Source organism: Rhodococcus aetherivorans, from assembly GCF_011058165.1.
Classification (GTDB): Bacteria; Actinomycetota; Actinomycetes; order Mycobacteriales; family Mycobacteriaceae; genus Rhodococcus; species Rhodococcus aetherivorans.
In genome coordinates this window covers 20,945-45,098 of the sequence record NZ_JAALEG010000025.1, presented here as the reverse complement: position 1 = coordinate 45,098, position 24,154 = coordinate 20,945, and the positions used below count along the sequence as shown (strand labels likewise).

Annotated in this window: 16 protein-coding genes and 2 pseudogenes; 9 read left to right on the top strand and 9 right to left on the bottom strand. The window is 68.0% G+C overall.

Annotated elements, in window-relative coordinates; genetic code table 11:
• Positions 1-92 precede the first annotated feature (92 nt).
• From G6039_RS12610 to G6039_RS12595, 4 genes are all read left to right on the top strand, one after another.
• A complete protein-coding gene (locus G6039_RS12610) occupies positions 93-764 on the top strand; it encodes an IclR family transcriptional regulator (RefSeq protein WP_029546985.1) in 672 nt (223 codons plus the stop codon).
• Positions 765-1,092: 328 nt separating this feature from the next.
• The gene (gene rox / locus G6039_RS12605; protein ID WP_029546986.1) at positions 1,093-2,520 is read left to right on the top strand and encodes a rifampin monooxygenase; all 1,428 of its coding nucleotides are present in this window, start codon (positions 1,093-1,095) and stop codon (positions 2,518-2,520) included.
• A 245-nt stretch (positions 2,521-2,765) separates the two neighbouring features.
• Positions 2,766-5,087 (top strand): cytochrome P450/oxidoreductase, encoded by a 2,322-nt coding sequence (locus G6039_RS12600; protein WP_043798771.1) that lies wholly within the window; start codon positions 2,766-2,768, stop codon positions 5,085-5,087.
• Positions 5,088-5,113: 26 nt separating this feature from the next.
• On the top strand, positions 5,114-6,451 hold the full coding sequence (locus G6039_RS12595; RefSeq protein WP_043798769.1) for an MFS transporter: 1,338 nt from the start codon (positions 5,114-5,116) through the stop codon (positions 6,449-6,451).
• Positions 6,452-6,716: 265 nt separating this feature from the next.
• Here the strand turns inward: G6039_RS12595 and G6039_RS12590 are convergent, their stop codons facing one another.
• Complete coding sequence (locus G6039_RS12590; RefSeq protein WP_006944538.1) at positions 6,717-7,055, bottom strand: metallopeptidase family protein; 339 nt, start codon at positions 7,053-7,055, stop codon at positions 6,717-6,719.
• Between the two features lie 13 nt (positions 7,056-7,068).
• Entirely contained in the window at positions 7,069-8,145 is a 1,077-nt protein-coding gene (locus tag G6039_RS12585; RefSeq protein ID WP_006944536.1) for a septum formation family protein, read from the bottom strand.
• 48 nt (positions 8,146-8,193) lie between these two features.
• Here G6039_RS12585 and G6039_RS12580 point away from each other — a divergent pair, with 48 nt between their 5' ends.
• Together G6039_RS12580 and serS are read left to right on the top strand one after the other, a co-directional pair.
• Positions 8,194-8,583: an ankyrin repeat domain-containing protein gene (locus G6039_RS12580; RefSeq protein ID WP_043798768.1), complete on the top strand. Its 390-nt coding sequence runs from the start codon at positions 8,194-8,196 to the stop codon at positions 8,581-8,583.
• A 42-nt stretch (positions 8,584-8,625) separates the two neighbouring features.
• On the top strand, positions 8,626-9,888 hold the full coding sequence (gene serS, locus G6039_RS12575; protein ID WP_029546990.1) for a serine--tRNA ligase: 1,263 nt from the start codon (positions 8,626-8,628) through the stop codon (positions 9,886-9,888).
• Between the two features lie 42 nt (positions 9,889-9,930).
• Here the strand turns inward: serS and G6039_RS12570 are convergent.
• The 4 genes and pseudogenes from G6039_RS12570 to istA all read right to left on the bottom strand — a co-directional run bounded on the left by G6039_RS12570 (position 9,931) and on the right by istA (position 15,657).
• Positions 9,931-10,928 (bottom strand): annotated as a pseudogene (locus G6039_RS12570) (IS481 family transposase).
• 116 nt (positions 10,929-11,044) lie between these two features.
• Positions 11,045-12,745 (bottom strand): DUF4082 domain-containing protein, encoded by a 1,701-nt coding sequence (locus tag G6039_RS12565; RefSeq protein ID WP_164528079.1) that lies wholly within the window; start codon positions 12,743-12,745, stop codon positions 11,045-11,047.
• Positions 12,746-13,319: 574 nt separating this feature from the next.
• Positions 13,320-14,090, bottom strand: a complete 771-nt coding sequence (gene istB / locus G6039_RS12560; protein ID WP_029546992.1) for an IS21-like element helper ATPase IstB — start codon at positions 14,088-14,090, stop codon at positions 13,320-13,322.
• Positions 14,087-15,657 (bottom strand): annotated as a pseudogene (istA, locus tag G6039_RS12555) (IS21 family transposase). Before istA ends, istB begins: the two are co-directional and overlap by 4 nt.
• A gap of 1,004 nt (positions 15,658-16,661) precedes the next feature.
• On the opposite strand from istA, the gene G6039_RS12550 reads away from it, so the two are divergent.
• The 3 genes from G6039_RS12550 to G6039_RS12540 all read left to right on the top strand — a co-directional run bounded on the left by G6039_RS12550 (position 16,662) and on the right by G6039_RS12540 (position 20,600).
• Positions 16,662-17,939, top strand: a complete 1,278-nt coding sequence (locus tag G6039_RS12550) for a hypothetical protein (RefSeq protein ID WP_152104045.1) — start codon at positions 16,662-16,664, stop codon at positions 17,937-17,939.
• On the top strand, positions 17,936-19,747 hold the full coding sequence (locus tag G6039_RS12545) for a glycosyltransferase family 2 protein (protein ID WP_080688503.1): 1,812 nt from the start codon (positions 17,936-17,938) through the stop codon (positions 19,745-19,747). Before G6039_RS12550 ends, G6039_RS12545 begins: the two co-directional genes overlap by 4 nt.
• 67 nt (positions 19,748-19,814) lie before the next feature.
• A complete protein-coding gene (locus tag G6039_RS12540; protein WP_161780435.1) occupies positions 19,815-20,600 on the top strand; it encodes a WecB/TagA/CpsF family glycosyltransferase in 786 nt (261 codons plus the stop codon).
• A gap of 45 nt (positions 20,601-20,645) precedes the next feature.
• Here the strand turns inward: G6039_RS12540 and G6039_RS12535 are convergent, their stop codons facing one another.
• Genes G6039_RS12535 through G6039_RS12525 form a run of 3 tightly spaced genes read right to left on the bottom strand, consistent with a single transcriptional unit; the run spans position 20,646 to position 24,151 of the window.
• Positions 20,646-22,022, bottom strand: a complete 1,377-nt coding sequence (locus G6039_RS12535; RefSeq protein WP_080688501.1) for an O-antigen ligase family protein — start codon at positions 22,020-22,022, stop codon at positions 20,646-20,648.
• Positions 22,019-22,765 carry a YveK family protein gene (locus tag G6039_RS12530; RefSeq protein WP_029546996.1) on the bottom strand — a complete coding sequence of 249 codons (747 nt, stop codon included), beginning with the start codon at positions 22,763-22,765 and terminating at the stop codon, positions 22,019-22,021. The genes G6039_RS12535 and G6039_RS12530 overlap by 4 nt, the downstream gene beginning before the upstream one ends.
• A 48-nt stretch (positions 22,766-22,813) precedes the next feature.
• Positions 22,814-24,151 carry a tyrosine-protein kinase domain-containing protein gene (locus G6039_RS12525; RefSeq protein WP_029546997.1) on the bottom strand — a complete coding sequence of 446 codons (1,338 nt, stop codon included), beginning with the start codon at positions 24,149-24,151 and terminating at the stop codon, positions 22,814-22,816.
• Positions 24,152-24,154: the final 3 nt, after the last annotated feature.

Here is a 24,154-nt window from a genome sequence, read left to right as displayed (position 1 = left end):
CGGCGGGGGGTGCTCAAGCGTTGCAATGCGCTGCATCGGGGGTGGCGCCCGCGCCGGTAGGGTCGGATCCGGCACGACGGACGGAGGAACCCATGAGCACGCTGCAGACCCTCGATCGTGGTCTGCGCGCGCTCGACATCATCTCCCGTTCGCCCGCCGGTATCACGGTCGCGGACCTCGCCAAGGAACTCGGGATCGCGCGGGCGATCTCCTACCGGATCGTCGCAACGCTCGAATCGCACTCGCTGGTGGTGCGGGCCGACGACGGCCGGATCCGGCTCGGCGCCGGTGCCGCCGTCCTTGCGTCGCGGTTCGTGCCCCAGTTTCAGCATGCGGCCGGTCCGGTGCTGCACGACCTGGCCGAGCGCACGCAGGCGACGGCTTTCGTGTCCGCCGCGCAGGGGGACGAGTGCATCGTCATCCTCGTCGCGGAGCCGGAAGGGGCGCTCCTGCACGTGGGATACCGGGTGGGCAACCGGCACCCGCTCGACCGCGGGGCGGCGGGGATCGCGATCCTCGCGCTGCGACCCGAGGACGCGCGGGACCCCGAAGCGGTGAAGCAGGCCCGGACGCTCGGCTACAGCGTCACGCGCGGACAGCTCGAGCGCGGCGCCGTGGGTGTCGCCGCCGGGGTGCGCGCGCCGCGGGGGGCCGGCCTCGAGTGCAGCGTCGGGGTGGTGGCCATCGCCGGTCTCGACGTCGATGCCGCGGCCCTCGCAGTCGGTGACGCGGCGGCACGGCTGAGCGCTCTGCTCACCGACTGACACTCCCATCGTCGTTCACCCGGACGTCGGCCCGGGATGGACGGAACTGTGGTCGGCGCCGAGAAGGCAAAGGCAAGAAGGTCATCGGCTCCTTGCCACTTTCAACATATAGCGCGCGGGGGGCCTTGCCGCAAGACCCCGGTGGTGCTGCAGAATCGCCAGCCGGAGCCGGAGCCTGCGGAAACGGGAGATTCGCGAGGTGGGCGTCCAACCGCCGGTAGGACTCGGGTGGTTGCGGGCACCCGGCGCCCGGGTGCGGGTGTGCGGGCCCGCCGGACTGTGTGGAGCAGCCGGCCGAAATACAACGTTGTCGAACGGGGGATTTTTCATGATCGATGTGATCGTTACCGGCGGCGGGCCGACCGGTTTGATGCTGGCCTCCGAGTTGCGGCTGCACGGCGTGCACACGCTCGTGCTCGAGAAGGCGACGGAGCCGACCGCGCAGTCCCGCGGACAGGGCCTGCACGCGCGCAGCGTCGAGATGATGGACCAACGCGGCCTGCTGGACCGGTTTCTCGCGGTCAGTGAGAAGTTCCGGGTCGGCGGTCTCTTCGGCGGCATCATGAAGCCGTGGCCGGACCGGGTGGACACGGCGCACCCGTACGGCCTCGCCACTCCGCAGCCGGTCACCGAACGGCTGCTCAACGAGCACGCCCTCGAACTCGGCGCCGAGATCCGGCGCGGCTGCGAACTGGTCGGGCTGAGCCAGGACGACCACGGGGTGAGCGCCGAGCTGGCCGACGGTACCCGGCTGCGCTCGCGCTACCTCGTCGGCTGCGACGGCGGCCGCAGCACGGTGCGCAAGCTGCTCGGCGTCGGTTTCCCCGGCGAGCCCAGCAAGGTCGAGACGCTGCTCGGCGAGATGGAGCTGACCGAGGACCCGGCGACGGTGGCCGCCGTGGTCGCGGAAGTCCACAAGACCCATCTGCGGTTCGGCGCCGTACCCCTCGGGGACGGGGCGTACCGCGTCATCGTGCCCGCCGACGGGGTGGCCGAGGACCGGGCGGCCGCACCGACCCTCGACGAGTTCACCCAGCGGCTGCGGGCGATCGCCGGCACCGACTTCGGCGCGCACTCGCCGCGCTGGCTCTCCCGGTTCGGCGACGCCACCCGGCAGGCCGAGCGCTACCGGGTCGGGCGGGTGCTGCTGGCCGGCGACGCGGCACACATCCATCCGCCGACCGGCGGGCAGGGACTCAACCTCGGCATCCAGGACGCGTTCAACCTCGGCTGGAAACTGGCCGCCGAAGTGGGCGGCTGGGCTCCGGAGGGACTGCTGGACAGCTACCACGCCGAACGGCACCCGGTGGGCGCCCGCGTGCTCGAGAACACCCGCGCGCAGATCACGCTGATGGGAACCGATCCGGGTGTGATCGCGCTGCGGGAACTGTTCTCGAAGCTGATGGACTTCGAGGAGGTGAACCGGTACGTCACCGAGATGATCACCGCGGTCGGGGTCCGCTACGACTTCGGCGAGGGCCACGACCTGCTCGGCCGGCGGATGCGGGACGTGGGGCTGAAGCAGGGTCGCCTCTACGAGCTGATGCACGGCGGCCGCGGACTGCTCCTCGACCAGACCGGACGGCTTTCCGTGACGGGCTGGGCCGACCGGGTCGACCACGTCGTCGACGTCAGCGAGGAACTGGACGTGCCCGCGGTGCTGCTGCGGCCCGACGGCCACGTGGCGTGGGCCGGTGACGATCAACAGGATTTGCTCGGCCGGCTGACCCAGTGGTTCGGCGCTGCCGCCGGCTGAGCGCGCGGAGGTGCTCGAAGGGGCAGGACCTGCCTCGGGTACCGGCTCGTGACGTCCGGTCCTGATGCTCGGTGGCGGCGGCCGCGCGGGTGCCGGGGAGTCCTGCGGACGTGGGCCCGGCTGCTGTGACCGCGGATCCCGCTTGACCTCTTCTGTGATGCCGCTTACTCTGCTGCATGTCCGTATATAGGACGAAACTGTTCGATAAAAGTAACAGTGCTGTTGGAGAGGTTTTCGGTGTCAGCATGAGTGCATCAGTTCCGGCGTCGGCGCCGGCGTGTCCCGTCGACCACGCGGCCCTGGCGGGCGGCTGCCCGGTGTCGGCGAACGCCGCGGCGTTCGATCCGTTCGGTTCCGCGTACCAGACCGATCCGGCCGAGTCGCTGCGCTGGTCCCGCGACGAGGAGCCGGTGTTCTACAGCCCCGAACTCGGCTACTGGGTCGTCACCCGGTACGAGGATGTGAAGGCGGTGTTCCGCGACAACATCCTGTTCTCGCCGGCGATCGCGCTGGAGAAGATCACTCCCGTCTCGGCGGAGGCCACCGCCACCCTCGCCCGGTACGACTACGCCATGGCCCGGACCCTCGTGAACGAGGACGAGCCCGCCCACATGCCGCGCCGCCGCGCGCTCATGGATCCGTTCACCCCGAAGGAACTGGCGCACCACGAGGCGATGGTGCGACGGCTCACGCGCGAATACGTCGACCGCTTCGTCGAATCCGGCAAGGCCGACCTGGTGGACGAGATGCTGTGGGAGGTTCCGCTCACCGTCGCCCTGCACTTCCTCGGCGTGCCGGAGGAGGACATGGCGACGATGCGCAAGTACTCGATCGCGCACACCGTGAACACCTGGGGCCGCCCCGCGCCCGAGGAGCAGGTGGCCGTCGCCGAGGCGGTCGGCAGGTTCTGGCAGTACGCGGGCACGGTGCTCGAGAAGATGCGGCAGGACCCGTCGGGACACGGCTGGATGCCCTACGGGATCCGCAAGCAGCGGGAGATGCCGGACGTCGTCACCGACTCCTACCTGCACTCGATGATGATGGCCGGCATCGTCGCCGCGCACGAGACCACGGCCAACGCGTCCGCGAACGCGTTCAAGCTGCTGCTCGAGAACCGCGCGGTGTGGGAGGAGATCTGCGCGGATCCGTCGCTGATCCCCAACGCCGTCGAGGAGTGCCTGCGCCACTCCGGGTCCGTGGCGGCGTGGCGACGGGTGGCCACCGCCGACACCCGCATCGGCGACGTCGACATCCCCGCCGGCGCCAAGCTGCTCGTCGTCAACGCGTCCGCCAACCACGACGAGCGCCACTTCGAGCGCCCCGACGAGTTCGACATCCGGCGCCCGAACTCGAGCGACCATCTCACCTTCGGGTACGGCAGCCACCAGTGCATGGGCAAGAACCTGGCCCGCATGGAGATGCAGATCTTCCTCGAGGAACTCACCACGCGGCTTCCCCACATGGAACTCGTACCCGACCAGGAGTTCACCTACCTGCCGAATACGTCCTTCCGCGGACCCGACCACGTGTGGGTGCAGTGGGATCCGCAGGCGAATCCCGAGCGCACCGATCCTGCTGTGCTGCACCGGCATCAACCGGTCACCATCGGAGAACCCGCCGCCCGGGCGGTGTCCCGCACCGTCACCGTCGAGCGCCTGGACCGGATCGCCGACGACGTGCTGCGCCTCGTCCTGCGCGACGCCGGCGGAAAGACATTGCCCACGTGGACTCCCGGCGCCCATATCGACCTCGACCTCGGCGCGCTGTCGCGCCAGTACTCCCTGTGCGGCGCGCCCGATGCGCCGAGCTACGAGATCGCCGTGCACCTGGATCCCGAGAGCCGCGGCGGTTCGCGCTACATCCACGAACAGCTCGAGGTGGGAAGCCCGCTCCGGATGCGCGGCCCTCGGAACCATTTCGCGCTCGACCCCGGCGCCGAGCACTACGTGTTCGTCGCCGGCGGCATCGGCATCACCCCAGTCCTGGCCATGGCCGACCACGCCCGCGCCCGGGGGTGGAGCTACGAACTGCACTACTGCGGCCGAAACCGTTCCGGCATGGCCTATCTCGAGCGTGTCGCCGGGCACGGTGACCGGGCCGCCCTGCACGTGTCCGAGGAAGGCACCCGGATCGACCTCGCCGCCCTCCTCGCCGAGCCCGCCCCCGGCGTCCAGATCTACGCGTGCGGGCCCGGGCGGCTGCTCGCCGGACTCGAGGACGCGAGCCGGAACTGGCCCGACGGGGCGCTGCACGTCGAGCACTTCACCTCGTCCCTCGCGGCGCTCGATCCGGACGTCGAGCACGCCTTCGACCTCGAACTGCGCGACTCGGGGCTGACCGTGCGGGTCGAGCCCACCCAGACCGTCCTCGACGCGTTGCGCGCCAACAACATCGACGTGCCCAGCGACTGCGAGGAAGGCCTCTGCGGCTCGTGCGAGGTCGCCGTCCTCGACGGCGAGGTCGACCACCGCGACACGGTGCTGACCAAGGCCGAGCGGGCGGCGAACCGGCAGATGATGACCTGCTGCTCGCGTGCCTGTGGCGACCGGCTGGCCCTGCGACTCTGAATCACCGACCTTCGAAAGGATCCGTCATGGGATCTACGCTCGACCCGATCGCCGTGCGCACCGCGCCCACCGCGCCGGACGTGCCACGCAGCAGCTTCAAACGGGTCCTCACCGGAAGCATGGCCGGTGCCGTGCTCGAGTGGTACGACTTCGCGATCTACGGCATTCTCGCCGCCACCGTCCTCGGCCCGCTGTTCTTCCCCGGATCCGACGGCATCACCAAGTTGCTTCTCGCCCTTGCCACCCAGGGCCTCGGCTTCATCGCCCGGCCGCTCGGCGGCATCGTCTTCGGCCATCTCGGCGACCGGTTCGGCCGCAAGCCGATGCTCGTGATCACCTTCGTGATGCTGGGCACCGCCACCGCGTCGATCGGGCTGCTGCCGACCTACGAGCAGATCGGCATCTGGGCCACCGTCCTGCTCGTCGCGCTGCGCATGATCCAGGGCTTCGCGCTCGGCGGTGAATTCGGCGCGGCCGTGCTGCTGGTGAGCGAGTACGGCGAGCCGAAGCGCCGCGGCTTCTGGGCGTCCTGGCCGCAGGCGGGCGCACCGTCGGGCACCGTGCTTGCCGCCGTGGTCGTCTCGGCCCTGGTGTTCCTGCTCCCGGCCGACTCGTTCGACGCATGGGGCTGGCGGATCGCGTTCCTGTTCGCGATTCCGCTCCTGATCCTCGGCTTCTGGATCCGGCACGGCGTCGAGGAGTCCCCGGTGTTCCGGGCGGCGCAGGCCTCCGCGGCCGGCCGCACCGAGTCCCGGTCGAGCATCGTCGAAGCGCTGTCCCGTCCGCGCCCGGTGCTGCTCGGCATCGGCATGCGGCTCGGCGAGAACATCGCCTTCTACGTCTACACCGTCTTCGTCATCGCGTACGCCACCACCTACCACGGCTTCGCGCGGGGCGAGGTGATACTGGCCGTGACCTTCGCGTCGGTGTTCCAGTTCGTCGGCATGATCGGTGGCGGCCGGTGGTCCGACCGGGTCGGCCGCCGCATCGCGATGCTGGTGCCCGCCGTGGTGCTCGTGGTGTGGGCGCCCGTCTTCTTCTGGCTCGTGCAGATGCAGAGCGTGCCGCTGCTGTGGGTGGGTGTGTGCGTCGGTGCCTTCTTCCACGGTGCTCTCGCCGGCCCGGAGGCGGCCTGGATCACCGAACTGTTCCCGACCCGCTACCGGTACGCCGGCTCGTCGCTCGTGTTCCAGGGGTCGTCCATCATCGCCGGCGCGCCCGCGCCCTTCATCGCCGTCTGGCTCATCGACCGCTTCGGCGTCGGGACCGTCATCGCGTACCTGGTGGTGACCATGATGATCACCGTCGTCGCGGTGCTGAGCAGCCGCGAGACCAAGGGCATCGATCTCGACCGCATCGAGTGACCGGACACCGTTGCCGGGCGGCCGTGACGCCGCCCGGCAACGGCCGTCCCGGTTACCCCGTCCGGACGGCCGTCCCGCGGTACGGTCGGACCGGAGGTGATCGACATGGAAGAGATCGCAAAGATCGTCGGTATTGCTTTCGTCTACATCGTCGTCGCAGAGGTGATCATCGGTACGCTCGCCCTGCTGATCATTTCGACGATCAGTCCGCACTTTCTGCAGCGCAAGCCGAAGTACGGCGCGACCGGACCCCGTTACGGGTCCACTAGCCCCAGCCCAGCTCGTGCAGCCGAGCATCCTCGATTCCGAAGTAGTGAGCGATCTCGTGAATGACCGTCACCGCGACCTCGTGCACCACGTCGTCGTCGGAGTCGCAGATGTCGAGGATGGCGTCGCGATAGATGGTCACGGTGTCCGGTAGCGCACCCGCATAGTGGCTGTCGCGCTCGGTGAGCGCGATCCCGTGGTAGAGCCCGAGCAGATCGGGCTCTTCCTCGTTTCTGGGCTCGACCAGCACCACCACGTTGTCGATGGCCCGCGCGAGTTCCGGTGGGATCAGATCCAGGGCCTCTCCGACGAGCTCGTCGAACCGCTCGTCGCCCATCCGTGCGGCCACCTCAGGCGCCCGGAACGGGCGCCGCCCCCGGCAGCGGGGTCGGCAGCGAGCGGCCCTCGGGCGCGGCGGGCGGCGGCACCGGCGGCTGGCCGTCGATGAGGATGTCGCCCGCGGCCGTGCCGGTGACCGACGCGAATCCGCCGCCCTCGACCTGCTTGCCCACCGAACAGTTGACCTTGCGGCTGCCCGCCAGCCAACTGTCGAAGTCCAGGTTGTCCCAGAACAGTGTGAGGGTCTTGTTGCGCAGCGCGTCGGGGCTGCCCAGGTAGGCGTTGGCGTTCTCGGTGCACGTCCCCTCGAGGTACTTGTCCTGGTCCTCGACACTCGGCAGACCGCCGGGGAACTGGCCGGACAGGTCCACCACGGAGATCACCTCGAAGGCGTGCGGCTGGGCGCAGTCCACCGGGTCCGCCGGCACCCCGTTGTTGATGCCGATGCACGTGCCCACGTCCCAGACCTTGGACTGGTCCTGGTCGGCGACCGTGCCCTTGATCGGCAGCAGGTTGCCTGTGGTGGAGGAGAACTGCAGGCCGCACCGCAGCGTCCGCTCACCGGCCGCCCAGCCTGCCTCACCGGGGTTGATCAGGCCCACGCTGAACTTGCCGTGCGGGTCGAACCGGCCGTCGAGGTAGTTCATCGCGGCAGGTGCGCACAGTTCGTCGCGCAGTTCGGTGAAACGCAGCACCGACGGGAAGCGCGACCCGGGACCCCACTCGGCGCCCGGGTAGACGCTCAGGTCGATGTCCTTCACCACCTCGAACAGGTGCGACTCGGCGCAGTCCACCTTCGCGAGGTCGCTCGCATCGATCTCCGTCCAGGTCAGGCAGTCGCCTGCGACGGCTGTGCCGAAGGCCTCGCCGGCCACGGCGCCGGTGGTGACGACGGCACTCGTCGAACCGCCGGGCTCGTCGTCGGACCCGCCGAATCCCGCCACCACCGCGGTGACGAGCGCCGCGAGTACCGCGCCCGCCGCAACCAGCATCAAGGCGCGACGGGTCAGCTTCGCGGACGGGGCGCCCCGGACCCGCGACGCGGACGGTGTCGTCCGATCGGACTGCTGCTCACTCTCCTCGGCCATCACCGTCCATCATGCCTGTGCGCGGCGCCCCGGGTAACTTCGGTGCACATGACGGAGCCCATCGATCCCGAAGTCCAGGAGATCGCGCAGCGCCTGTTCGACGCCGCCCGCGCCGGGCACGTCGAGACGCTCGCCGCCTACGTCGACGCCGGGGTGCCGGTGAACCTGTGCAACGAGAAGGGCGACACCCTGCTGATGCTGGCGTCCTACCACGGTCACGCCGACGCGGTGCGGACCCTGATCGAACGGGGCGCCGACGTCGACCGGCTCAACGACCGCGGGCAGTCGCCGATCGCCGGCGCCGTGTTCAAAGGGGCGATCGACGTCGTGCGGGTGCTCACCGACGCCGGAGCCGACCCCTACGCCGGACATCCGAACGCCGTGGACTCGGCGAGGATGTTCCAACGCGAGGACTGCCTGCAACTGTGGGCACAGTAGGTCGGAATCGGCCGTAGACGGCGCCGAGTAGGCTGTGACCTCGTGATCGACCTCAAGTTCCTCCGCGAGAACCCCGACGCCGTCCGTGCCTCGCAGCGCACCCGAGGCGAGGACCCCGGTCTCGTCGACGCGCTGCTCGAGGCCGACGCGGCCCGCCGTGCCGCGGTGCTGGCCGGCGACAACATCCGCGCCGAGCAGAAGGCGCTGGGCAAGAAGGTCGGGCAGGCGTCCCCGGAGGAACGGCCCGCGCTGCTCGATGGTGCGAAGGAACTCGCCGCGAAGGTCAAGAAGCTCGAGGCCGAGCAGCAGGCCGCCGAGGAGGCGCTCGGGCGCGCGCACCTGGCGATCTCCAACATCGTGCAGGAGGGCGCCCCCGCCGGCGGGGAGGACGACTTCGTCACCCTCGAGACCGTCGGTGAGCTGCCCACCTTCGACTTCGAGCCGAAGGACCATCTGACCCTCGGCGAATCGCTCGGACTGATCGACATGGAGCGCGGCGCGAAGGTCTCCGGCGCCCGGTTCTACTTCCTCACCGGTTACGGCGCGCTGCTGCAGCTCGGCATGCTGCAGCTCGCCGCCCAGCGGGCCGTCGCCAACGGCTTCCAGATGATGATCCCCCCGGTGCTCGTGCGGCCGGAGATCATGCAGGGCACCGGCTTTCTCGGCGCCCACGCCGACGAGATCTACCACCTCGCCGACGACGACCTGTACCTCGTCGGCACGTCGGAGGTGCCGCTCGCCGGCTACCACTCCGGCGAGATCCTCGACCTGTCGGGCGGTCCGAAGCGGTACGCGGGCTGGTCGTCGTGCTTCCGCCGCGAGGCCGGCAGCTACGGCAAGGACACCCGCGGCATCATCCGGGTCCACCAGTTCGACAAGGTGGAGATGTTCGTCTACTGCAAGCCCGAGGACGCCACCGCCGAACACCAGCGGTTGCTCGCGTGGGAGCGCGACATGCTCGCCGCGATCGAGGTGCCGTACCGGGTCATCGACGTCGCGGGCGGTGACCTCGGCTCGTCGGCGGCCCGCAAGTTCGACTGCGAGGCGTGGGTGCCCACGCAGGAGCGCTACCGGGAACTGACTTCCACGTCGAACTGCACCACCTTCCAGGCTCGTCGCCTCGGCGTGCGCTACCGCGACGAGAACGGCAAGCCGCAGATCGCCGCCACCCTCAACGGCACGCTCGCCACCACCCGCTGGCTCGTCGCGATCCTCGAGAACCACCAGCAGGCCGACGGGTCCGTGCGCGTTCCGTCGGCGCTCGTGCCGTTCGTCGGGCGTGAGGTGCTCGAACCGCCGGCCTGAGGAACGGGCCAGTCCGGACAAGCATGACTTGGACGAGGACGGCTAGCTGTGATGTCCAGGCATGTTGGTCAGTCGGCTGATCGGTGGCCGGCCTCCGATTGCGGAGTGGGCCCGGTGGTGATTGTAGAAGTGGAGCCAGCCGGGCAGATGTGAGTTTCGTAGCTCGGTGGACTCGTAGAAGCGGGCGTAGGCCCAACCATCGGCCAGCGTGCGATGGAATCGTTCGATCTTCCCGTTGGTCTGCGGACGGTACGGGCGCGTCCGCTTCGGGGTGATGCACAGGTCGGCGCAGGCCTCGCGCCAGGCCTGGGATCGGTACGCGGATCCGTTGTCGGAGAGCACTCGTTCGACGGTGGCACCGCGGTCGGCGAACCATGCCACCGCTCGCCGGAGAACTCCGACCGCTGTTGCCGCCTTCTCGTCGGTGCAGATCTCGGCGTAGGCGACACGAGAGTGGTCGTCGAGCACGGTGTGGACGAACGCGGTACCGATCACCGGCCGATAGTGACGACCCCGTCGACCGGTTCTGCGGGCGGTCGCCTGGCCGTTGCGGCGGCCCTGAACCCGACCGACATACCGCCAGCCGCCGGCATCGGGGATATTGCCGAACTTGGTGACATCGACGTGAATCAACGCCCCTGGGTGAGCATGCTCGTAGCGACGAAGCGGCTCACCGGTGGCCCGGTCGATGTGGCTGAGCCGGTTGACCGGCAGCGCACCAACACGGCGTGAACGGTCGAGGCCGGCATCGATAGGCGTCCGGCGATCTGGACCGGGCCGAGCCTGTGACGCCACCGCAACGCCACGATCTGTCGAACCACCTCGACAGGAGTCCTGTTCGGGCTCGACTTCGGTCGGGAGCTGCGGTCGACCATTCCCGCGACGCCTTCGGCGCGGTAGCGGTCCGCCCACTTTTTCGCCGTTCGCGAGGCGACCATGAACATCTTCGCGGCCACTGCGTAGGACCAGCCGTCGTCGACGATCAGGCGCGCCAGGCGCAGGCGTGTGACCGGAGTCAGCGTTGCGTTAGCGTGGGACACGAAGGCCTCCTCGTGGTGAAGCGGTTCCTAGACAGCTCCACTTCACAGCCGGAGGCCTTCACCTGTCAGCTCGACTCACCGGACAATGTCCGGACCAACCTCCCTGGACATCACAGCTAGTCGAGGCCGCAGGAGCCGTCGGCCGTGATCCGATAGAGGTGGTAGGCGTTGCCGTCGGCGAAGTCGTCGGTGAGAACACCGTCGACGACCTCCACCCGCCGGTCCTCGTCCAACACCTCGGCGGTCGAATCCCCGGCGCATGCAACCTCGATCCGCGCCTGGAACGGGTCGGCTTGCGTCGCACCCGCCAGGATGTAGAGGTCGTCGTCGTAGCTCTTGACCGCGACGTCGACCGGGCTGTCCGAGCGCGCCAGGCCGTCGACGAACGGGGCGTTGAGAACCGGCGCGAGCCGACGGATCTGTTCGTTCACGCGGGTCACATCGTCACGGACGCTGTCACCGCAGGTGCCACGCAGGACGTTGGCGGTGATGCACGGCCCGCCGAAACTGTGATTGAAGTAGACGATGCCGCGAGCGCCGTTGATGATGCTGCTCCACACGGCGGCGCGGACCTGCGGGCCTGTGATCGACGGGTCGGTTGCCGATGTCGTGGGGTGTCCGACCTCGACGAACGCCCAGACCGGCTTCGATCCGGCGGGGTATACCAAGGAACGAACATGACGGACGGTGAGACCGTAGTTCGCGGCCAGACGGCACTCGGCGTCGGACAGTGCACGTTCGCCGCTCGTCCGGAGTGCGCCTCCCTCGGATTCACCGCAGATGTTGCCGTCGGTGAACCAGTAATTGTCCGCCGAGACGACATCCTGGAACTCGCTGACGAATCGCGCGCTGTCCTCCCTGCTCTGCCAGAAGGTGACGCCCCTGCCGTAGTTGGCGTACACCATGATCCCGGGCGGTACCTGGTTCCGCAGGGTGTGCATCACGGTGAAGCCGCACTTCGCATCCGCGGGGACACATACGGGCTGCACTGCCGGTGGAGTCGATCCCGTCCAGGCTGCGCTGCCCGGCCCGGCCCACATGTCGGCTTCGTCGGTAGTGAGCCGGCCGGCGATGTGATCCGCACCCCAGCTGGGAATGGCGAACATTCCGTTGTCGGCGATCAGTTCCACATCGCTGTCGTCGGTCAGTTCGACGTACGTGTTGATGCCGATGCTGCTGTCCGTGGCGATCTCTTCGGCGCTCAGAACGCCCGCGAACCAGACTCCGATGGGAAAGAAGTCCGGAGTGGCAGGCAGTGAATTCGTGAACGAGCCGTAGAACTCCTCACCCCCGTCCACCGGTCGCAGGGAGGGGCCGGCCGGCTCGAACACGACGTCGGCGAAGTAGGACGCACCCTTGCCGTCCTCGTCGGGAAATCCGGAGCCGTCGGTGAAGACGCCACGTCGAGCCGTCAGCCAGCCGTGTTCCACGACCCGGCCCTCGGTGAACGTATGCTGCGCGGTCGGAAACGGCCCTTCGGCCACGTGATAGGACACCACGTAGTCCATGCCGATGACTACGCGCACGGGTGAAGGGAGTGGAACGGCCTGCCACCCGTCGCGTAGTTCGGTCACGGGAGCCGTTGCGAGCCGCGCGCCGTCGGTGCTCCAGATCGACACCGTATCGATGTCGCTTCCCGGCTCCCGGAAGAACCGCACCGCGGTGATCCGGCCGTTGCTCGAGGCCGAGAACCGGGTTCCCATCTCGACGGATTCCGCGTCGGCACCGACTTCTTCCGGAGGGACGACGTCGTCGCGCCAGATCGATTCGGGGGTTTGCGGCGAAGGGCTCGGTGCTGGTTCGCTCGTACACGACATCCCGAGCAGCGCCACGATGCAGATCGCCGCCGCCGCGATCGCTCGATGCGCTCGACCGTCTCCGGTGGGTGGCGCGACGGTCGCCGATGGGTTCGCAACGCGAGTCCGGGGGACCGTCCCTCGACCACGGATGCGAGGTCCCGACTGTGCAGAGTCGCAGTGATCCAAGCCGAACTCCCTTGACGCGGGGCTGTTGCTAATTGCCGCGGTATTACACGGAACCGCCCCGCCGTGACTTCTGCAGGTAAGTATGCGGTCCGGCCTGCGCCGTCGCAGGCGATTCGGCATCTCCTGGGCCGAGCCCACGTCGATACCTACTCGTCGACGACGTCCGTGCCGCGACCTAACCGATCTCAGCTAGCCACCGAGACGTTCGGAACGTACCCGTTCCCACAGCGGTGCGCCGTCGCGGTCGGGGAACGCCGTGTGGTGGGTGATGGCTCGGGACCGCCGGTTGCACGGTGAGGCGACGAGGTGTCAAGGGACAGGAGGGCGTCCCTGTGGGCGGACAGGTGATCTCCCTGCCTGCGGACAGCTGATCTCCCTGTCCGCGGTCAGGTGATCTCCCTCGAGGTCAGGTCAACGGCACCACCCCGCGTCCGGCGGTGGCTTCGCTCAGCCGCAGTGAGGTGCCTTCGGTGATCACGACGTGGGCGTGGTGCAGCAGCCGGTCGACGGCGGCGGTGGCGAGGGTCTTGGGCATGATGGTGTCGAATCCGGAGGGGTGGAGGTTGCTGGTCACCGCCACGCTGCGCCGTTCGTAGGCGGCGTCGACGAGGCGGTAGAACGCCTCGGCGGCGGCCTGACCGGAGGGCAGCATGCCGATGTCGTCGACGACGATCAGCTCGGCCCGGGTGATCCTGGTGATGGTCTTGGTGATCGACCCGTCCACCGCGGCCCGTCCGATCGCGGTGGTCAACGATTCGAGGGTGAACCACGACACCCGCATCCCGGCGTCGATCACGGCGTGCGCCAACGCCTCGACGAAGTGGGTCTTGCCCGTCCCCGACGGGCCGCTGATCGCCAGGTTCTCGGCGCGGTGCACCCACTCCAACGCCGCCAGGGCGCTCTGCGTGGGGGCTGGGATCGACGAATCCTCCTCGCGCCAGGAGGAAAACGTCTTGCCGGCCGGCAGTCCGGCGGCTTTGCGGCGCATCGCCCTGGTCGCCTCGTCGCGGCCGCGGACCTCCTCGGTCAGCAGCACCTTGAGCACCTCGGTCGGGTCCCACCGCTGTGCCTTTGCCGTGGCCAGCACCTCCGGGGCGGCGGCCCGCAGGTAGGGCAGGCGCATGCGTTTGAGGACGGCGAGCAGATCGTCGGGCAGCGGCGGTGCGGTGGGGTTCACGAGCGGGCCTCCGTGCGGGCGGTGCCGAAGCCGGCCCAGGCGGCGGTGCCGGGCTGGACCGAATGCGCCTCGTCGGCGACGACCCGTCCGGCGCCGGTGTCGGTGTGGTGCTTGGGCGATCGCCGGCAGGTCCGACTCGGCGAACCGGGCCGCCTCGGCCGCGACCGCCAGCGCCGCCGAGACGGTGTCGGCGCCGACGAACGCGGCCAGCTCCACCGCGGCGGTCATCTTCGCCCGGATCCGGACCACTCCGGCGGCGGAGGCGGCGATCAGCCAGGTGTGCGCGCCGGGCCCCAGATCCAGGAACCGGGCCTCGGCGGCGGAGCGGGCCCTCGGACGGGGCGGCCGCGGCGCCCCGTCGGGGTCCTGGGGGTGGTTCGGGTAGTGGGCCGGATCGATGCTCGGGTTGCCCGGTGTCGAAAGACGATGCCGGGCAACCTCGCTCAGACCGCGCCGGCCGGTGGCCCAGTCCGGAACCCGGGGCAGGGCATCGAGGTCGGCGACCACGACCAGGTCGGCACCGGCGGCGCGCACCCACACCTCGGCGCCGACCAGGCCCGGTGGGGTCGAATAGCGCACCGAGCCGAACCGGATCGTCTGGTCGGTGCCGACGCTGCGGGTGGTCCCCAACGCCAACGTGTGCGGGGTAGCGGGCAGGGTGTGCAGGCGGGTGCGTTCGTCGGCCAGGGCCTCGGCCGGGATGCGGGCGCTCTCGCGGTGCCGTCGGGCGTTGACGGTGGCGCAGAAGCGGTCGCAGGCGGCCTCGAGGTCGGTGAACGCGGCGTACTCGGGCAGCAGGTTCGCCTCGGTGGGCACCAGATCCGCTTTGGCGATCTTGACGGTGGCTTCGCTGCCGCCCTTCGATTCCGGGTCGAAGGGCACGCAGGTGTGCACGGCCATGCCGTAGTGGCGGGCCGTCTCGACGATCTGCGGATGCCGCACCGGAATCCCGGCGACATGATCGATGCTGACCGTGCGGGGATTGTCGGTCAGCGCGTAGGTCGGCACCCCACCGAAGCGGCGCACCGTGGCATCGAGGCACGCGATCAGCGTCGGCAACGTCTGATCCCACACCTTCGATCACGACCCGGAACCGGGACCAGGCCAGCCAGGCGCAGAACAGCAGCGTCGAGCGCACGACCCCGCCCGGTCCGGGCACCTTCGGGCCGGCACCCCAGTCGAACTGCATCCACAATCCGGGTTCGGTGATCCAGGGCCGGTAGGTGCGGCGGTGTCCGGCCCGCCACGCCGTCTTCGCCTGCGCCACGGCCCGGCGGGTGGTGCGTTCGGTGCCGTCGAAGCCGAGCTCGACGAGTCGTTCGTGGACGATGTCGGCGCGGACCCGGCCCTTGCTGCGTTCGACCCACTCCTCGATCTTGGGGAGGTAGTCGTCGATGATCCGCGGCCGCCGCGCCGGGCCGGTCACCGGCATACCGGCGTCCCGGGTGGCGACGTAGCGTCGGACGGTTTTCGGATCCACCCCGGCGAGCTGCGCGGCCGAGTGCGCGTTGCCGGTGGCGTCGTAGGCCTCGAGAATTTCCATGATGTCCCTGTCAGACTTCTTCATGCGTCCCTCCGGTGGGAGTCGCTCGGTGGTGGTCGAAGACCTCGAGCAAAACCCCTTCAGGGGCGTCTGGTTCAGGACCGACACACCGCCGGTCCCACGGTCACGGACAGGGAGATCAGCTGTCCGTCAGCAGGGAAGAACGTGTCCGCCTACAGGGAGGTTGGCATGTCCGCTTTCACGAGGCGAGCCATCTGAGTCATAGACCACGTGTGGTCGACTGGCCAGGTCCGACGACACGGGTGCAGCGCCCGGTGGATCTGCAACGGTTGCTTGCGAGACTCCTGTTGCAGCGCGTTCTGCGGGGCGCCGTCCAGCAGGCGCTGCTGTCGGAGGAACCGCGCGATCTCGTCCGACGGGGAAGTCCCGTCTCCGTCGACGAAATCGACGACCTGTTCCGCAGCGACACCGACTCGGGTCGGTGTCGAGTCTCCAGATGCCGGATCCAGCTCCGCATCGACGCCACCCACGAGATCGACGAGTCGACCGATCGGAATACCAGTTGAGGATGGCGAGGTGATCCATGCGTATCCCGCTGATCTGTTCGACCTCGTGCCGCGTGCGGATCGCCTGCGCGTCGAGTAGAGGCGCAGCTACCGACACCCCCAGTACTTGGTCTCCGGCACCGAGACGAATGCGGCACCCAGTCGGTTCCCGTCGGTATGGAACACCATCGCCGACACGCAACGATCGTCGACGTTCCCAGGGTCACGACGTCGACCGCCAGGAGCGCAGGGTCGCCGACGGGGCGGCCGAGGACACGCAACCGTCGATCGTTCTGATCGGTGCGTACAGCGAGAATCGGACGAAGAGCAGCGCTCCTCTACCATCGCGTCCGGCGGCCATGAACGCCAGCCCCACCGGTGCCCTCTTGGGAGTCGACGAAGACATCGATGGCGATTTTTCCGTGTGTAGAGATTGATATATGCCTATTATCAAACTCTGAGATTGTTTTTGGTGGTGGCGGTCGTAGAAGATGCGAGCGTCTGGCGCGAAAGCTGGTTTCGATGCGCACGACATCCATGGATCGCCGGTCGGAGGCGTTCATGGCCGGCGCTGTGATCTGCACCGTCGCGGCGGGGGTGATCGTGGTACTGGCTGTTGCGTCGTCGACTCCCGTCTATGCGGACGAACGCGAGCATCTGGAGATCGCGACGAACCTGGCCAATGGGGCGGGATACTCTCTCGACGGTTCGGCAACCGCGTACCGGCCGCCGACGGGGCCGCTCATCCTTGCCGCCGCGACCGCGGTCCACGTGCGCGCACAGTACATCGGGATGATCCCGGCATTGTGCCTCGTCATCGCCGCGCTCCTGGGTGCGTGGATCGTCGGCCACAGGCTCGGCATGCTCGCCGGGGCCGCCGTTGTGCTTTACCCCCTCAATGTGTACACGGCGGCGACGCTCTACCCACGGGCTCTGGCGACCGCCATACTCCTGGCGCTGTGGTTGGTCGCGTCCCGCTCGGCGGACGGGATTCCGGCAGCGATGTCGCGCCGTGCGTGTGTCGTGTCGGGCCTGCTCACCGCGGCGTTCGCCTTGGCTGTGCCCACCATGATCTTCAGCGCGGTCGTGGTGGTGCTGTGGACCAGGTGGCATCAGCCCGGGCGCCGAAACCGGATCGGATCCGCGGTGTTCGCGTGGTCGGTGCGAAACGCGACGGTGATCGGATCGCCGGTAGCGTTCAGCACCGGTTCTGGCTTGAACCCTCTGCGGGGCAACAACGAGAACGCCACCGCGACTTTGGGCGTAGCCGCTCATATCGGATCGTACGTCCAGGGGGCGGAGGGTGTCGGGGAGGTCGAAGCCGATGACTACTTTCGTGGGTCGGCCGTCGAGTGGATCACCACCCATCCCAGCGGCGCGGCCGTGCGCTACGGGCAGAAGGTCCTGAACTATTTCTCGCCGTACAACCGGCCCGCCACCGCAGGACGGGGCGGTGGGCTCGAGAGTGCGGGTGTCTGGGCAAGCTTCGCAGTCACGGTCGCATTGCTGTGCGTGCGTGTCCTGCTGCGCAGACGCGCCCCGATCCTGCCGTCCGAGCGGTTGTTCCTGGTACTGTTTGTCGCGAACGCGCCCATCAAGGCGGTGTTCTTCGCACGCACGCGGTTTCGCCAGCCCCTCGAGAACAACTTGATCGTTGAGGCAGCGGTGGCGGTTGCGGTCCTGATCCCCGCCTTCACCCGCGGCCGACGAGAGCGAGTGAGCGCTGACGGCGGTGTGGAAGCCGAGGCCGCCACGGTGCCGACATCCGCTGTGTTCGAATCCTGGTCGGATCGGTCATGATGCGCAGTCGTGCGCACGCGCGCGAGGCGGGGATCAGGGATCCGTCCGCCGAGCGCGAATTTGCCGATTTCGGACAGGTCGATGTCGCAGTGCTGATTGTTACGTACAACAGCGCTCGTGTCGTGGGCACACTGCTCGCGGACCTGCGACAGGAGACCCGGACACTGTCGTTTCGGGTCATAGTGGTGGACAACGACTCCGTGGACGGAACCGCCGAGATCGTCGCAGCACATCACGATGTCGTGCTGGTGCGATCCGGCGGGAATATCGGATACGCCGGCGGCATCAATGCCGGGCGACGACACCTGGGCCGGTGTTCGGCGGTGCTGGTGCTCAACCCCGATCTGAGGGTTCTGCCCGGCGCCGTTGCGGCCATGTTTGCGGCACTCCGCGATTCAGCTGTGGGAGCGGTGGTCCCGCGCATAGTCGACGAGAAGGGTCGTACCGCTCCGTCATTGCGTCGAGAGCCCTCGCTCGCTTCGGCATTCGCCGACGCTCTATTCGTCGGCAGACTGCAGAGAGGTCTGCCGCTGCATTCGGAAACACTGTACGACAGTGCCGAATACGACCATCCTCATGCAGTCGATTGGGCAACCGGTGCTGCGGTACTGATCCGCGCCGACGTCGACGCGGATGTCGGGGAGTGGGTCGAGGACTTCTTCCTGTATTCGGAAGAGACCGACTACATGCGGCGGATCCGCGAATCCGGAAGAGGGGTGTGGTTCGAGCCGTCGGCGGTCGTACAGCACACCGGGGGAGGGTCCGGCACGTCCCCCGCGCTTGCGGCATTGATGACGGTCAACAGGATTCGATACATCGAGCGTTACCACGGACGTGTGTATGCCGCTGCCTTCCGCGTCGTGGCCGCATTGTCCGATGCCCTTCGAGCAAGGGATCCCGTACATCGGGCAACTTTGGGGGTCGTCCTCCATCGGAAGCGGTGGGGCGAACTGCCTCGTGCGCGGCACGAGTCCTGCGTGGCCCCCGGATCTCGGAGCGGTGCCGTGATCGTTCCGGCGCACAACGAGGCACGGGTGATCGGGGGGACGCTTGCACCGCTCTCCATCGCCGCCGCGACCGGGGCGATCGAACTGATCGTCGTCTGCAACGGGTGCACGGACGACACAGCCACCGTTGCGCGTGGGTTCGCCGGAGTGACTGTGCTGGAGACTCCGGTGGCATCGAAGACTTTCGCGCTCAACATCGGCGACGACGCAGCGGAACTGTGGCCGCGACTCTATCTGGATGCGGACATAGGGATCACCGCCGACACTGTGGCAGACGTCTTCGCGGAGCTGCGGGCGGGGCGGATTCTGGCTGCACGTCCGGCGTCGCGGTACGACATGGACGGTGCCGATGTGGTCGTGCGCAGTTTCTACCGGGCACGGCAACGGATTCCGCAGTTCCGGAAGGCACTGTGGGGTGCCGGCGCATACGGCCTGAGCGAGGCCGGGCATCGCAGAATCGGAGCATTTCCGAGCCTGATCGCCGACGACCTGTGGGTGGACCGCCGATTCGCTGCCGAGGAGAAAGCTGTTGTCGACACGACTCCGGCGATCGTGACCACCCCACGTGACCTCGGGAGCCTGCTCTCGACCTTACGTCGGGTATACCGCGGCAAGGCGCAGGTCGCCGACGCGGCGTCCGCGGCCGGAACCCTCCGGACCGTGATCGGATCGATCCGCGGACCGAGATCGGCAACGGACGCAGCCGTCTACGTTGCGATCAGCCTGATGGCGCGCGGCCGGCGCCACCACATTTGTCCGGCGGTGTGGGAACGGGACGACAGTGGCCGATTCAGACGCTGAAGGTCGGGATTCGAGGAGTGCGCCCATGTCTGCGATGCCGTCGACGAACGGTGCCGAACCGGTGATCATGATGATCGGTGCGGTCCCCGTGGATCTGTGCACGGTGGAGGCCGTCCTGTCGCTCGTGCGGCGCAGAATCGCCGCCACCGAGGAGCCGCCACTGGCGGTCGGTTCGGTGAATCTGGATCATCTGCACCATTTCGCCGGACCGGATCGTCCCCGACTCGGGAATCCGGGAGGCCGCCGTGGCGATGGTGTCGATTGGGTGTTGCTCGCGGACGGTGCGCCTATCGCAGCCTGCGCCGGACGGTTGACCGGGCACGCGTGGCCCCGGCTAGCGGGTGCCGATCTGTTGCCGATGATCCTTGCGGAATCTGCGGCGGCACACCGCACGGTCGGATTCCTCGGCGGCTTCCCCGACCTGCATCGGAAGCTCGAAGCGACCGTGCCCAAGTCCTTTCCGGGTATCGGGAGGCTCGAGTTCTGGGGACCCGAGCGTGACGAGATCGAAGATCCGGAACGCTCGCGGCAGTTGGCTCGGAAGATCGAACGCTACGCCGTGGACGTCCTGGTGGTCGGGTTGGGCAAGCCGAGACAGGAACTGTGGATCGACCACTACGGCGCATCAACGGGTGCGCGGGTACTGCTGGCCTTCGGTGCGGCGGCAGACTTTCTCGCCGGCACCGCCACCCGGGCGCCGCGACTGTTGCGGGAGTCCGGTCTCGAATGGCTGTATCGCCTGGCGCGTGATCCACGTCGATTGGCACACAGGTATCTGGTCGAGGGGCCGCCCGCATTTCTGACGCTACACAGGGCTCGTCTCGCACCGGAATTCCGGTCGGCGCTTGAGTAGTGCCGAACGGCTGGAGTCCCGGGAAGGTCGCTACGGACAACGTCGCTATACGGGCGGCGGATGTTCCTGCGTCACGGCCTTCCGGTGGTCCGGAGTCGTCGGCGTGGAGTGGAACGACCACACCAGCCCATACAGGATGAAGTACACGAACGTGATCTGCTGGAAGGAGAACAGATCGAACGTTGCACTCGAGACGGCTATCCCGATGAGAGCCGCGCCGAGGGCGTACGCCAGGTTCCTGTCCCGAGCCGTAGTGCTCCGGCGCAGGGCGGCTGTCATTCCGGCAACGGAGCCCAGTGTCAGAAGTGCCAGTGCGGCCAGTCCGACGATGCCGCCCTGCACGACCGCCTGCAACCATTGGTTGTCCAGATATCGGAACTCGGTGGGCGGATATCCGCCCAGTCCGAGCCCGAACCATGGATCTTGACGGAACTGCTCGCCGACTGCGGCATAGTCCTCCGTTCTGGTCGTGATGCTCTTGTCGCTCTGCGACGAGACGATTGTGGTCCAGAGTGCCTTCAGATAGAGGGGGCTCACAACCGCGTAGGCCGCCAATACGCCCACGCCGACCAGGATGGCATTGCCGATAGGTCGAACCTTCCACGCGAACATGTACACGGCGAGGGCGACGGCAAGGGTGACGACCCCGGATCGGGAGACAGCGGTGGGCACCGCAGCAACGGCCAGCAGACCGGCGATAGCGGCAAGCTGGCGGCGGAGCGGAGTGGTCGCGTGCCGGGCGAGATGAAGGCTCAGGGGCACCGATGCCGCAGCCATGACGGAGAATTCGATGGCATGCTGCGAGGTACCGAGTACACGCAAGGCTCCCTGTCGGCTGGTCAGCTCGGGCGTCTCGAGCACCTCCACGAACCCCGGTGGTACCGCGAGGAAACGGAGATCGATGCCGACGAACCCCTGGAGGATTCCGATCACACACGAATAAGCGATTCCCGTGATGAGACAGCCGAGAACGATGGCGCGTTGCCGAGCGGTCCGGACCGTCTGGAGGATGTACAGGGTGATGCCGACCTGCGCGACGAGCGAGAGGGCAGTGCGGCCCTTGCTCGCTTCGACGACGGGACTTCCCACCTCGAACAGCCCGGTAGCGTATGTCGCCAGCTGCATCAGGAAGAACACGATCACGATGACGGTGCCGGGATTGACCCTGGCCCGATCTGATGTTCGTCTCCTGACGAGGAATCCCAGGACAATCAGCGTGAAGAAAAGGTAGCTGAGAATACGTGCGGGCGAGCCATTGCCTCGCAGCGGCCCTGGGAACACCGATGTGGTCGGAAGGACGGGAACAATTACCGCAAAGATTGCTGCCAGCCACGGAGTCTTCCCCCCGCGAGGGGTCGGCTGAGGGTCGGGGTGCCCGGGACCCGGTTCTCGGGTGCTGTCCGCCGGCTGTGTGGCGGTCATGAGATCTCCGAGGCGTCTCCGCTGCGAGTCCGTGTCGTGGCACTGCCGTCGTGATCGTCGATCGGCGGACCGTTGCGGGCAGGGCTGCCCGGTACTGCGGTGTGTGCTCGGACCCGCCGTTTCGGACCGATACGGTTTGCGAGAAGATCGAACAGCAATGTGAGAACGACCGACAGTCCGGCGCAGACGACGAAGATGGCTAGCGTGGACCGTGTTCTACTCGGCATCGCCGCGGTGGGCTCGCCCGGTGCCAACGTGGCATAGGGGATGAGCATCTGGTCTTCGGGAACGCCGGCATTCTGCTGTAGGGCTCTCATCGTCGGCACTCCCTGTGCGGCGACCAGTTCGATCGTTTTCCGCGCCGCATCCGGATCCGGAGAGGTCGTGCTGATCACCACCAGAGGCAATTGACCACCGGGAACCGAGAAGACCTCGGCGGTGTAATCGGGAAGGCCGCCGGCCGCAACGACCTGCTCGGTCACCGCCCCGTTGTTCAGGCCCATCGCCAGGAGATTGGCGACCAGATTCGGTCCACCGGCGCTCACGAGGCCGTTGCTGCGAACCTCACCCGATTGTTGTTGCGCGGTCACGCTCGCATTCGCGAGCCCCAGTGTGGTGCTCGAGTAGTAGACAGGTTCCACGCCGGTGTATGTGCGATAGCTGATCAGGAGGGTGACCGCCATGAGGGGCACGAATACGTACCAGCGTCGAACGCATGCCCAGGCTACGTCGAACAGATCCAAACCGACCCCCTTGCCGTCTCATCGAGGTCGCGGTCTCAGGGGCTCACTCTACCGACGGTGCTTGGTCGAGGTGGACGTTTCATCCGATTTCTGCGCGCCGTCTTTGCCCCGCCGAGGGCCTTTTCGATTCGTGCGCACCACCACTCCCATCAGCCTCGCGCCGACGGTGTGCAGGCATTCGACAGCCCGGTTCAGGTCCCGTCGACGGGTGGTGCCCTCGGTCACGACGACCAACACGCCGTCGGTGTATCGACTCACTGCGGCGGCGTCGGAAACCGGTGCCACCGCAGGAGTGCCGATGACGACGAAGGCGTAGTCGGCACGCAGAGCATCGACCAGTTCGGCCATCGCGCCGGTGGGCAGGAGATCGATCGAATCGTCGGTGTCGATCCCGGCCGAAAGCGCGTCGAGGAGACCGTTGTCGATGCGCTGGACGACGTGGTCGACGCGCGCCACACCCGTCAGCACCTCCGCGAGTCCCGGCCCGAGGCCGTAGGTCTCGTCTAGGTGCGCCCCGCGCAGATCGGCGTCGACGATCAGTACCCGACTGCCGCCGGCGGTGAGTGTGCGTCCGAGGAGCGCCACGACGCCGGCCGTGTCGCAGCGGGGGTCCGGGCTCGTCACCTGCCAGACCTGTCCGCCGGTCCCTTCGCGGCGTTCCGCGGTGAGCAGCCGGGTACGGAGACTGCGGTAGGACTCGGTGTTCGCCGTGGATCCGGCACCGCCCGAGGGGACAGACCCGAGCACCGGGAGGCCCGATGCTGCGGCCGCGTCCGAGGGGATTCGTACGAGGGGATCTGTGCGTGAGCGGACCCACACCGCGGTCGCACCCGCCACGAGTCCGGCGAACGCGCCGAGCAATCCGAAGTTGACCGGCGTCGGCATCTGCCGGATCGGCGGACTCGCGGAACTCACGACCGTAGTGCGCACACGCTGATCGTCGGACCCGGTCGGGGTCTCCAGGGCGGCGGAGTATTCGACGAACTCGCGGGCGAGTGTGTCGGCGAGAAGGCGGGCCTGTTCCGGGGAATCACCGGTGACCTCGACGTCGATGACCGTCGTCTGCGGCACGATCGTCGCGTTGACACCGGTCGACAGTTCTCGCGCCGATTTCGCCAGGCCGAGATCGTCGACGACTCGCTGTGCAACGACTTCGCTGGTCAGCAGAGCCACGTAGGTGTCTGCGCGACCCGATTCGACCTGGAGGTTCTCGTACGACGTTGCGGTCGTGGTGCCCTGGGCGCTGACCAGCAACCGGACGGTCGAGACGTATCCGGTAGGCTGCACGAGGCCCAGGATCACTCCGAGACCGACGCATCCGAGGAACGCCGTCAGGAATATCTTCCACCGCAGCCGTATCGCGTCGAGGAACTCGGGGAGGGTCATCGT

Excerpts from the sequence above, each read along its gene's own strand:
- G6039_RS12610 (WP_029546985.1), top strand. The coding sequence starts at position 93 with ATGAGCACGCTGCAGACCCTCGATCGTGGTCTGCGCGCGCTCGACATC.
- rox (WP_029546986.1), top strand. The coding sequence starts at position 1,093 with ATGATCGATGTGATCGTTACCGGCGGCGGGCCGACCGGTTTGATGCTG.
- G6039_RS12600 (WP_043798771.1), top strand. The coding sequence starts at position 2,766 with ATGAGTGCATCAGTTCCGGCGTCGGCGCCGGCGTGTCCCGTCGACCAC.
- G6039_RS12595 (WP_043798769.1), top strand. The coding sequence starts at position 5,114 with ATGGGATCTACGCTCGACCCGATCGCCGTGCGCACCGCGCCCACCGCG.
- G6039_RS12590 (WP_006944538.1), bottom strand. The coding sequence starts at position 7,055 with ATGGGCGACGAGCGGTTCGACGAGCTCGTCGGAGAGGCCCTGGATCTG.
- G6039_RS12585 (WP_006944536.1), bottom strand. The coding sequence starts at position 8,145 with ATGGCCGAGGAGAGTGAGCAGCAGTCCGATCGGACGACACCGTCCGCG.
- G6039_RS12580 (WP_043798768.1), top strand. The coding sequence starts at position 8,194 with ATGACGGAGCCCATCGATCCCGAAGTCCAGGAGATCGCGCAGCGCCTG.
- G6039_RS12565 (WP_164528079.1), bottom strand. The coding sequence starts at position 12,745 with ATGTCGTGTACGAGCGAACCAGCACCGAGCCCTTCGCCGCAAACCCCC.
- G6039_RS12550 (WP_152104045.1), top strand. The coding sequence starts at position 16,662 with ATGCGCACGACATCCATGGATCGCCGGTCGGAGGCGTTCATGGCCGGC.
- G6039_RS12545 (WP_080688503.1), top strand. The coding sequence starts at position 17,936 with ATGATGCGCAGTCGTGCGCACGCGCGCGAGGCGGGGATCAGGGATCCG.
- G6039_RS12540 (WP_161780435.1), top strand. The coding sequence starts at position 19,815 with ATGATGATCGGTGCGGTCCCCGTGGATCTGTGCACGGTGGAGGCCGTC.
- G6039_RS12535 (WP_080688501.1), bottom strand. The coding sequence starts at position 22,022 with ATGACCGCCACACAGCCGGCGGACAGCACCCGAGAACCGGGTCCCGGG.
- G6039_RS12525 (WP_029546997.1), bottom strand. The coding sequence starts at position 24,151 with ATGACCCTCCCCGAGTTCCTCGACGCGATACGGCTGCGGTGGAAGATA.